The organism is Mucilaginibacter sp., from assembly GCF_028288185.1.
Taxonomy (GTDB): domain Bacteria; phylum Bacteroidota; class Bacteroidia; order Sphingobacteriales; family Sphingobacteriaceae; genus Mucilaginibacter.
The window spans coordinates 81,083-91,536 of sequence record NZ_JAQBOF010000007.1 but is presented as its reverse complement, the minus strand read 5'-3'; the positions used below and the strand labels follow the sequence as shown (position 1 = coordinate 91,536).

The 10,454-nt window shown below is 41.6% G+C and carries 8 protein-coding genes; 4 read left to right on the top strand and 4 right to left on the bottom strand.

Going from position 1 to position 10,454, the window contains the following annotated elements; genetic code table 11:
- Together JWQ34_RS02580 and JWQ34_RS02575 are read right to left on the bottom strand one after the other, a co-directional pair.
- Positions 1-1,436, bottom strand: a 1,436-nt coding sequence (locus JWQ34_RS02580; protein ID WP_299353456.1) for a hypothetical protein, incomplete at its 3' end; no start/stop codon positions are given.
- A gap of 102 nt (positions 1,437-1,538) precedes the next feature.
- Complete coding sequence (locus JWQ34_RS02575; protein ID WP_299353453.1) at positions 1,539-1,781, bottom strand: hypothetical protein; 243 nt, start codon at positions 1,779-1,781, stop codon at positions 1,539-1,541.
- Between the two features lie 553 nt (positions 1,782-2,334).
- Here JWQ34_RS02575 and JWQ34_RS02570 point away from each other — a divergent pair.
- Positions 2,335-6,090 carry a S8 family serine peptidase gene (locus JWQ34_RS02570; RefSeq protein WP_299353451.1) on the top strand — a complete coding sequence of 1,252 codons (3,756 nt, stop codon included), beginning with the start codon at positions 2,335-2,337 and terminating at the stop codon, positions 6,088-6,090.
- Positions 6,091-6,374: 284 nt separating this feature from the next.
- Here the strand turns inward: JWQ34_RS02570 and JWQ34_RS02565 are convergent, their stop codons facing one another.
- Entirely contained in the window at positions 6,375-6,872 is a 498-nt protein-coding gene (locus JWQ34_RS02565) for a hypothetical protein (protein WP_299353449.1), read from the bottom strand.
- Between the two features lie 167 nt (positions 6,873-7,039).
- On the opposite strand from JWQ34_RS02565, the gene JWQ34_RS02560 reads away from it, so the two are divergent.
- From JWQ34_RS02560 to JWQ34_RS02550, 3 genes are all read left to right on the top strand, one after another.
- Entirely contained in the window at positions 7,040-7,486 is a 447-nt protein-coding gene (locus tag JWQ34_RS02560; RefSeq protein WP_299353461.1) for a MarR family transcriptional regulator, read from the top strand.
- A 39-nt stretch (positions 7,487-7,525) separates the two neighbouring features.
- Positions 7,526-8,110, top strand: a complete 585-nt coding sequence (locus tag JWQ34_RS02555) for an FKBP-type peptidyl-prolyl cis-trans isomerase (RefSeq protein WP_299353448.1) — start codon at positions 7,526-7,528, stop codon at positions 8,108-8,110.
- 106 nt (positions 8,111-8,216) lie between these two features.
- On the top strand, positions 8,217-9,131 hold the full coding sequence (locus JWQ34_RS02550; protein ID WP_299353446.1) for an FKBP-type peptidyl-prolyl cis-trans isomerase: 915 nt from the start codon (positions 8,217-8,219) through the stop codon (positions 9,129-9,131).
- Here JWQ34_RS02550 and JWQ34_RS02545 read toward each other — a convergent pair whose 3' ends face one another.
- On the bottom strand, positions 9,132-10,439 hold the full coding sequence (locus tag JWQ34_RS02545) for a deoxyribodipyrimidine photo-lyase (protein WP_299353443.1): 1,308 nt from the start codon (positions 10,437-10,439) through the stop codon (positions 9,132-9,134).
- Between the last annotated feature and the right edge of the window lie 15 nt (positions 10,440-10,454).

The window sequence follows — 10,454 nt, the reverse complement described above, 5'->3', positions numbered from 1 at the left end:
CTGGCCTGTGTAATAGTACCGCCCGAATTATTGGCGACCGTACTACTAAAGGTTAGCGGACCGGCATCTACCTGATTAATTAAACCGCCGTTAACTGGAGCAGCCGTAAACTGCAGGAGGCCGGATGGTCCGTTTTGCGTTATAACACCGCCCGAATTATTGGTGACTATCCCCGTAAATGTTATACCTCCTGTACCAGTTTGTTGAACCAGGCCGGTATTATTTAAAGTAGTATTAAATGTTATAAGGCCCGATCCACCTTCGGTAATGGTACCGCCTGAGTTATTGGTAACCCCCGCCGAAAAAAGCATAACCCCCGAGGAGCCTTCGGTAATGTTACCGCCGGAGTTATTGGTAGCCCCAGCGGTAAAGGTTATCTGGGCCGTATTGGTCTGATTAATTAAACCGCCGTTAACTGGTACGGCAGTAAAAGTCATGGTACCCGCAGTTCCATTTTGCGTTATAGTTCCCGTGGAATTATTAGTAACAACCCCCGTAAAAATGGCCGTTCCGGTAGTGGTTTTAGTAATAGTACCTGAATTATTAGTAGTAGTACCAACACTAAAGTTGCCTGTTGTAATACTTGTAGTAACATTAGAACCATTTGTAAACGTACCCCCAATAGCCATTGCGGCTCCCACTGTTTTAGTACCCGAGCCTGAAAAAATTAAATTGGCATAGTTAGTTCCAGTATAAACAGTCTGACTGGCTCCTCCATATTCAACATTCGCGCCTGCGGTATTAAAAGTTAGTGTATTTGTACCCGTGCCCGACAGGCCGGAGAATGGTGTGGTGTTTAAAAGTTTTAACGTGGCACCGCTGGATATTGCAACGGTTGAAGTGTTAGCCGCGTTTGCATTATTAGTTTGTACACCTGCAACCGATAATGTGCCCCCGGTTAAATTAAACTTAGCATCACCATTAGTTGGAGTAGCTGAATGGGCGGTGGTAAGAGCAATGTTACCGCTTAAGTTGAGAGCGGTAATTGACGAGGCTAAAGTTAATGTATAAGAGGCTGAGGTATTGCTGGCTGCAATATTAGCGTTTACTGCGTTTATTGTGCCCGCACCGGCAAGTGTAGCTGTAGAGGTCGCACTGGCGTTGGCCACAAAAGTGATGTCTCCTGATAAAGTTAAAGTAGCCCCGCTGGATACGCTGATCTGGGCTGTTAAGCTGCCCGATGTACCGAATGTTATAGATGCCATCGATATATTACCGGCTGATATAGTTGGGACAGCGCCAACGGCCCCTATTACCGCAATATCATTTGACTGACTCCCGGGAAAAGTGACACCCGTACCGCCCGAATGGCTCCAATTTGCAGCAGTAGTCCAGGCGGTGGTTCCTCCTATCCAAGTATACGTTGTTTGCGCAAATAAATTGTTGCTAATAAGTAATGTAACAGCAAGAAAAATAAAAAGTAAAAGCTTTTTCAAAAAAGTGAGTTTTAATAGAAAGGTTACTAATAAGCAGTACTTACTCTATCGCGATAGTAAAAAACTTAGAATATCCATGAATATTAAATAATATGAAAACAGTTAATTATAAGACAATTGGAGTGCCGCTGATTTCTTGCGACGTAAGTATAATGTGGTAATAATTAAGGTACCCGCAGCAAATAAAATAACCCATGAATCAAGGGGGCAGGTTACGCCGTCAGGGTCGCCAATTACGCCACTGGGGCTGCAGGGAAAGTCCCCCGGCCCGCCCAGCCCCTGGGCAAATAAGATAACCGGAGTTAGCAGTACAAATAATAAGCTTAAAAAAAATATTTTCTTCATTTCCTGATCTGGCGCTAGAGTAAAAGTTTTATAAAACGGTTATAATTTTATAAACCGGCTTTTACCGGGTTAGAGTATTGTCTTTGGGTTTTATCACCTTGTGCAAAACAAGTGCCCGGAGATAATTGGTTTACATAGCTATTCCTATTAGCTATAGTTATTTTAACCTAGCTGCGTACGGAGTAATAGATTTTTTAATTATTGGATTTGTTTAAGTTTTAAAAACTAAAGTGATAGTAGAAAATTTACCCCGTAATACGGGTAATGATTTCCCCGAAAACACATTGATAGTCACCTTTTTAAGTAAAAGGATAAACAACAAGGTTTGTATTTTTTAAAATATATGCATGATTTATTTATCTCATTCGCTGGTAAAACCCATTCACTTTAGTGCAGAGATATTTAGTTTAAGCCAGCAAGTTGTTTAATTATTACGTTAAATATTCATCGGTAAAAAACACTTGTTTAAACAGAAAATTTTATAAAGTGATTTAAAATACAGAACTTGTTACCGGCTTTTTATTTACCCGAAAAGTGCAGTTAAAATACATGTATGAATAAATTTTACCGGGGGGCGTTATTGTGCGTTTTGTTAATGATGGCCGGCCATGCTTTTAGCCAACAAGTGCTGGTTACTGAGGCTAAAAAAAAAGAACTTAATAATATTGCCAGGGTAGCAGATAGCAGTTATATAAAAAGCCATCAAAAAGCGCTTTTAATGGCCAAAAGCCGGGGCTGGGTTATTAGTCGGCATACGCGCAATGGCGGTATGTTTTCATTGCAAAGTGTAAATAGTTTAGGTTTTCCCAAGTATTTAACTACTCATAATAATACTACCGCCGCAGCTACTACGGGCACTAACCAGGTACAACCCGGCGGTTCAACTGGGCTTAATTTATCAGGATCAAGCGCTTTTTTAAACAACAAACTGGCTATTTGGGATGGCGGTTGGGTTTATGCCGCACACCAGGAGTTTGCCGGTAAAACTATATCATTTAAAGATACAGCAGCTGTAATAGATCATGCTACCCACGTGGCCGGTACCATGATAGCTAAAGGGGTTTATGCCCCCGCGAAAGGTATGGCATATAATGCATCCACCTTATTATCCTATGATTATAACAATGACGTAGCCGAAATGAGCCGCGCCGCGCCGGGTTTATTATTATCCAATCATTCATATGGCGATGTAGCCGGTTGGGATTATAACAACACGCAAGCAAGGTGGGAGTGGTATGGTTTACCGGGCGACACCGTTGATTATAGTTTTGGTTTTTATGATGCACGCACCCAATCATTTGATAGGGTTGCTTATAACGCGCCTTACTATTTAATTGTTGAATCGTCAGGTAATAACCGTGGATATGCCGGCCCGGCAGTAGGTTCAACTTATTACGGTTATACAAGCCGTACTAATGGAGCTATCATTAATAAAGGGCCGCGTCCGGCTACCATCAGCAGCAATACTGGTTATGATATTATACCAACAACAAGCACAGCAAAAAATATATTAACGGTAGGCGCTGTAAATCCGCTGCCAAATGGGCCCTCAAGCGGCTCGGATGTAACTATTGCGTATTTTAGCAGTATAGGGCCAACAGACGATGGGCGGGTAAAGCCTGATATTGTTGGCGATGGGGTAAAAATCACATCGACCAGCAGTAGCAACCCTACTGCCTATACATCAGAAGATGGTACTTCGTTTTCGGCACCAAATGTTACCGGCTCTTTGCTGCTATTACAGGAATATTATGCGCAAAAAAACAGTGGCGCGTTTATGCGCGCCGCAACCCTAAAAGGGCTGGCCTGCCATACCGCGATTGATGCCGGAAACGCCGGGCCTGATTATATTTTTGGCTGGGGATTATTAAGCATGCCTGCTGCTACCCAGGTTATTACAGATAATAATGGCAAAACCCTTATTAAAGAAAATACATTGGCACAAGGCCAAACGCAAACAGTTACCGGAGTTGCATCAGGCAGCGGGCCGTTAAGGGCAACAATATCATGGACAGATGCCCCGGGCATACCAACTGTTGAAGGTGCCATTAACAGCCGCAGCCCAAAATTGATTAATGACCTGGATATCCGCGTAAGCGATGGCACCAATACTTTTTTGCCCTGGGTTTTAGACGTAGCAAACCCATCGACCCCCGCTACCAGGGGCGACAATATCGTTGACAACATTGAACAGGTTTATATACCTAACGGCACGCCGGGTAAATCCTATACTTTTACCGTTACGCATAAAGGGACATTGTCATCAGGTTCGCAGGCTTATTCGCTTATTATAACCGGGATAGGCGGTGCCACTTATTGCGCATCTGCCCCCGCATCAAATGCCGACTCACGTATTAATAATGTCACTATATCAAACATAAACAATACACCTGCCGCAGGTTGTACAACATATAGCGATTTTACCAATCAAACTACGCAATTGGAGCAGGGTAAAACATACCCGTTAAGCATTACGTTAGGAACTTGCGGCAGCAACTTTAACAAAGCCGCCAAAGTATTTATAGATTGGGACAATAATGGCGTTTTTGATGCAACCGAACTGGTAGCTACCACTAATGTTATCAACGGCACGGGCACCTATACCGCTAATGTTATCGTCCCGACTACTGTTATACCGGGCAATTATAGCCTGATGCGTGTGGTACTAACAGAAACCAGCGATGCTGCGACAATACAATCATGCGGTACTTATGCCAAAGGCGAAACGCAGGATTACAGGGTACTATTTGTAAAAACCAATACCGATGCAGGCATAACGGCCATTGTTAACCCCGCTGCTACCGGTACTTGTAATGGCACTACAAATATAACCGTAACTATTAAGAACTTTGGTGCCGGGCCAATAAGCAATATCCCGGTTACAGTGTCGGTTAAAGCGCCTGATAATACGGTAACCAATATTAGCGAAACTTATCAGCCTACGTTAAAACCTTTACAGGAAGATAACTTTACGTTAAGCAATACCTTTAATTTTGTTGCGGGTTTAACTTATACCATTACAGCGTCAACCGGGTTGGCTAATGATCCGTTTAGTGCTAATAACCAAATATCGCAAACCGCGGTAATATTTACGCCGGGAGCACCTACTGCATTAAGTGCGCTTTATTGCACCAACAGTAATCAATATTTATTATCGGGTACGGGCGATGGTACATTGTTCTGGTATAATAATATTGCTGATGCATTGCCGTTTGCTTACGGCAATGCTGTTACTACAGCATCTGCCCCGGTAAATAATACTTATTACGTAGGTTTAAATGATTTTAGCGCCAATGCTGGCCCGGCTACTAAAAATGTTTTTACAGGTGGCGGGTATAACCAGTTTACACCATCTATAAATGTTTACACAGCGGTACCGGTTGTTATCCAGAGTGCAAGGCTATACATTGGTAATCCCGGCGTGATAACGTTTAACGTAACCAACTCTAACGGGCAAACCGTGGCTACAACATCTATTAATGCGGCAGCTACGAGATCAAACCCGCAGGCGGGCGCATTGGCCGATGACCCCAACGACCAGGGCAGGGTTTACAATTTAAACTTAACGTTACCGGCTGCGGGTAAATACACCATTACACCTGTTTATGATGCTAATGTAACGCTATACCGTAATAATAACGGGGTAACTGCATATCCGTTTAAAGCTGGCAACATCTTTAGCATTTTAGGTAATGATGCAGCACCAACAACCGGCACCGACACCACATTCTACAAAGGGTTTTATTATTACTTGTATGATATTAATATCAAGAGCGCGGGATGTGCCTCAACCGCAAGGCTGCCTGTTACTTTGTCAAAACCGGGCATAACACAAGCCGGTAATTTATTAAATGCAAATACTGCAAACTCAACTTTTGCATCGGCCTATCAATGGTATTTGGATGGGCAACCTATAAGCGGAGCTGTAAATAAAGCCTATACGGCATTGCAAAGTGGTAATTACATGGTAGCAACAACTTTAAGTACCGGTTGCCTTGTACAGTCTGATGTATTTACGTATGCGTTACTAGCCCTGCACCCTGATGCAAATACCGATATTGGTCTGACTACGTTTCCCGAACCGGCAAACAAACAGCTAAACGTGACTTTTGTAGTTAAAACAACTGATAAGTTAACCCTATCATTAATAAACAGTAATGGCGCTATTGCTTATACCAAAATACAAACCGCAGCAGCGGGTAATTTTAGTACCGTAATTAATGTGGCCAATTTATCGCCGGGTATTTATGTGCTTAAAACCATGCTCGGATCAAAAATTTATGGGAAAAAGGTGTTGATTATGCGGTAGGATCAATGGCAGTACTGATAGCTATCGGGATTAGTTAGCAGTTGGCAGTGGTTTACCTGTCGGCGTCGACTCACCCCGACATCGCTACGCTTGTCGACCCTCTCTTCGCCTTCGGCGGAAAGAGGGTATTTAACAACGGAATAGCTTTGACAACTTTTTAAAAGTTGCCAAAGCTGAAATTAAAATCATACAACCCACCCTCTTTACCGCTTGCGGAAGAGAGGGTGGTCCAGCGAAGCGTAGACCGGGTGAGTCCCAGGTGCGTTCATACAAACGCCAATCAATTACTTAAAAACATATTTTATTCCTAGTCCCGGTGCAAGGTCAAAAAATGGGCCGGTAGCCAGCTCAACCCTGGGGTTAAGGTCAAGGCTCACCGCAATAGGCGACTGGGGTATTAAATACTCCAGCCCGATAACGCCATCGCCACCCAATAATAATTGTGGTTTGGTATAGATATAATCGTTACCACTAAAAGTACGATAAGTGCCCGATCCTACAGAGCCAATATGCCCGCCAAACCCATAATAAAATTTTAAGGCAGGTACATTAAATGCTTCCTGGTGAATTTCGTACAAGCCGGTAAATACTATCCCGCCCTGCCTGAAACCAAGCAAGCCCTCAAGGGCTATGTTCTTATCCATAAAGTATTTTCCGGATATGCCGTTTTCATACCCGCCAAATTTTAAACCGGCGGCTACCTTGTAATCCTGCGCGTTAGATCGCTTTGCGGAAAATAAAAAAGCAACGGCAATAAGTAAGCAATAAGTAGTGTTTTTCATGATAGTATAACGATGTGTTTTTAATTTTATGGTAAAGACGCCTAAAAGTTTATAAGGTTTAATGCTTACCCGCTATTATGTATATGACTGTAGAAAGCTTATTGTTTGATAAAATTTACTTACAATTGCGTATCAAAACAGCTCAATTTATTTAGATGCCGGCTAACATAAAACACCAGGAAACTATAGATTATTTTTTAAAAATAGTTTGGCAAACCGTTGCAAACCGGTATAATGCATTGGTTACTGAGTTCGGCATAACGCAGTCAATTGGTTATTTGTTGATCAATATTGACGAGGAGGAAGGTACCACGGTATCGCAGGCGGCGGCATTGTTGGGGTTAAAATCAACCAGCCTTTCGCGCATGTTAAATCAACTGGAAAAAACCGGGTTGATATACCGCGAGTCAAACCAGGGCGATAAACGATCTGTTAAAATATATTTAACCCCCCTGGGTAAAGAAAAGCGCCAGCAGGCCCGTGCGGTGGTAAAACAATTTAATAACTACCTAAATGCCCACATAAGCGAAGCAGATAAGCTTTATCTGACAGATATGCTTAAAAAAATAAATCAACTCACCTTAAATTATAAGCCCGAAAACACCGGTAAATAGCCATTGCCGCTGCTATTGCCCCAACAGCAGCATTAATAAATGTTAAAATATGTTAAGCTGCCGTTTTTGAAATATAAAAGAATAAATTTGCCTTTTGGAAATGTAATGAATAGGGCCGCGTTAATTATATTGTTTTTATGTATAGGTTTTGCCGCTTGTAAAAAAACAACCGTAGGTGGTTTGGCAGGGTACAAAGCGCAGGCAGCTATTGATGATAAAATAATTGCAGACTATTTAAAGGCTAACCCAACATTGGTTGCTAAAAAAATAGATACATCAGGGGTGTATGCTGTAATAATAGACCCCGGTAGTGGTAATGACCTTTTTACAAATTCAACCCTGGTTACTATAGGATATACCGGAAGGCTGCTAACAACAGGACAGGTATTTAGCCAAACAAATGATTTTCATCCTTCATTTGTATTAGCTCAGGTAATAAAAGGTTGGCAATTAGGTATCCCCAAAATTAAAAAAACCGGGATAGTACGGTTGTTGATACCATCACGTTATGCATACGGCCCAGCGGCCCAGCCACAACTTGGTGTGGCATTTGGATTAAAAAACGGACTGCCCGCAAGCGCGGTACTTGACTTTGATATCCAATTGTTTGACGTAACTAATTAGAATAATATCGCCCCAATGGGCAAATAAATTATATACAAGTGCTTTAAAGCATAAAAACCCGCGAGTTAAATTAATACCTACGGGTAATAGGAAACAATAAATACAAATGAAACAAACTACTTTTACTCTTTTATTATTTGCTGTAATAGCTATGGTTTCCTGCCGGAAAAACCAATACGATCCTACTATTAAACAATATGATGACGATCAAATTAAAACTTATATAAGTGCTAATGGAATAACCGGGATGGTGCGCGATACATCTGGTATGTATTATAAAATAATTAGCCCGGGAACTGATACTGTTATAAAATATTCGGATAACCTGTCGATGGTTTTTACGGTAAAAAGCATTGATGGCCAATATATTTCTGCAGATACAATAGCTAACCATTATGATGGTTTTGCGGGCCGCATAGCAGGTAACATATTTCCTATCGGGCTTAGTGCCCCCGGTTTGCAAATGGCTATACATAATATACTAAATCATCATGGTGGTATGATGCGCTTAATTGTACCTTCTCATTTGGCTTACGGCGTTTCAGGTGCAGGTTCGGGCAGTATATCAACAGCAGGGCGTATAGCCGGTAATCAGTGCCTTGATTACTATGTTCACATAATTAGCAACCAGGATGCTTATGACCAATTGGTTATAAAAAATTATATCGCTGCCAATGGTTTAACCCAGATGAAACAAGATCCTTCCGGCTTTTGGTACTCAATAGATGCACCCGGAACCGGAACAGTGCCAATAGATGATAATAGTACCATAACTGTAACCTATACCACTACGCTGTTTAACGGCACTGTTGCAAGTGAATATAACCAGGTTGGTGGTAGAGCTTTTGAAATTCCTGATTTAATAAAAGGCGCGCAAACAGGCTTGAAAAAATATGCTAGAGCAGGGTCATTACTTACTTTTTTAATACCATCGTCATTAGCATACGGTAAATTAGGAACCAGTATACCGCCAAATACTTGTATTAAATATGGTGTACAGGTAATTAGCGTTTCGCCGTAATTAATTGCCTAACGCGGCTTTAAAAGTTTTTAAACACCGATCGCGCGCAAAAGCGTGATCAATAATGGGTTTAGGATATGTGCTGAAATCAGCATACTCCGGAACCCATTTTTTTATGTATTTAAATTCCGGATCAAATCGCTTCAATTGTGCATCGGGGCTAAAAATGCGAAAGTATGGCGCGGCATCTGTGCCGCATCCGGCTGCCCATTGCCAACCGCCTACGTTGCTGGCCATTTCATAATCTAATAGTTTGGTGGCAAAGTAACGTTCGCCCCAACGCCAGTCAATCAGTAAATGTTTAGTTAAAAAACTGGCGGTTAACATACGTACACGGTTATGCATAAACCCAGTAGTATTTAACTCGCGCATACCGGCATCAACCAACGGGAAACCGGTTTCGCCCTTGCACCAGGCCTCAAATAGTTGTTCGTTATTTATCCATTGTATACGGTCGTATTCTGGCCTGAAAGCACGGTCCACCGTTTTTGGGAAATGATGCAATATCATCATATAAAATTCGCGCCATATCAATTCATTCAGCCAGGTTTTTTCGTGGGCGTTATTTGCATCAGTAGCTAATTTGCGGATGCTTACCGTACCAAAACGTAAATGCATACCAATGTGCGATGTGCCTTTTATAGCCGGGTAATCTCGTTTTTCGGCATAATCATCAATAACAGTTTTATAATGGTTACCAGGCATATCCTGTTCACTGCGTTCAAAGCCAAAGTCCTTTAACGTGGGGATGGGTAGGCGTTTTATTTTAAGCAGGTTATTTAAATATTTTTTTGTGGGGTAGGATCTTAAATAAAACTCATTCAGTTTTTGTTTCCACTTACGACTGTAAGGGGTAAATACGGTGTAGGGTTTACCATCATCTTTTATAACTTCATCATTCTCGAAAATTACCTGGTCCTTGTAGGTTTTGAGTTCTATATCGTGTTGTTTTAACAGTTTACCAATTGCCTCATCGCGCATTTTGGCATAAGGCTCATAATCATGATTGGTATAAACAGCGCCAACATTATGATCTTTTATAATTTGTTGCCATGCTTTTTCAACCGTATCATATAAAACTAATAAACTACTCCCATGTTCCTGTAATTCTTTATGCAGATCAGTTATAGTGTCATAAATAAAAGTTACGCGTGTGTCCTGCTTATTGTCTAACTTATCCAGTATCGCCGGGTCAAAAATAAAAAGGCATAACACCTGCTTGCCACTTTTTAAAGCATGATAAAGCCCCGCATTATCATCCAAGCGCAAATCGCGACGAAACCAGAAGATGGTTGTTTTATTGGTCATATAATTCCTTGTGTG

Bases quoted from the DNA above. Each gene is read 5' to 3' on its own strand.
- JWQ34_RS02575 (WP_299353453.1), bottom strand. From the start codon at position 1,781: ATGAAGAAAATATTTTTTTTAAGCTTATTATTTGTACTGCTAACTCCG.
- JWQ34_RS02570 (WP_299353451.1), top strand. From the start codon at position 2,335: ATGAATAAATTTTACCGGGGGGCGTTATTGTGCGTTTTGTTAATGATG.
- JWQ34_RS02565 (WP_299353449.1), bottom strand. From the start codon at position 6,872: ATGAAAAACACTACTTATTGCTTACTTATTGCCGTTGCTTTTTTATTT.
- JWQ34_RS02555 (WP_299353448.1), top strand. From the start codon at position 7,526: ATGTTAAAATATGTTAAGCTGCCGTTTTTGAAATATAAAAGAATAAAT.
- JWQ34_RS02550 (WP_299353446.1), top strand. From the start codon at position 8,217: ATGAAACAAACTACTTTTACTCTTTTATTATTTGCTGTAATAGCTATG.
- JWQ34_RS02545 (WP_299353443.1), bottom strand. From the start codon at position 10,439: ATGACCAATAAAACAACCATCTTCTGGTTTCGTCGCGATTTGCGCTTG.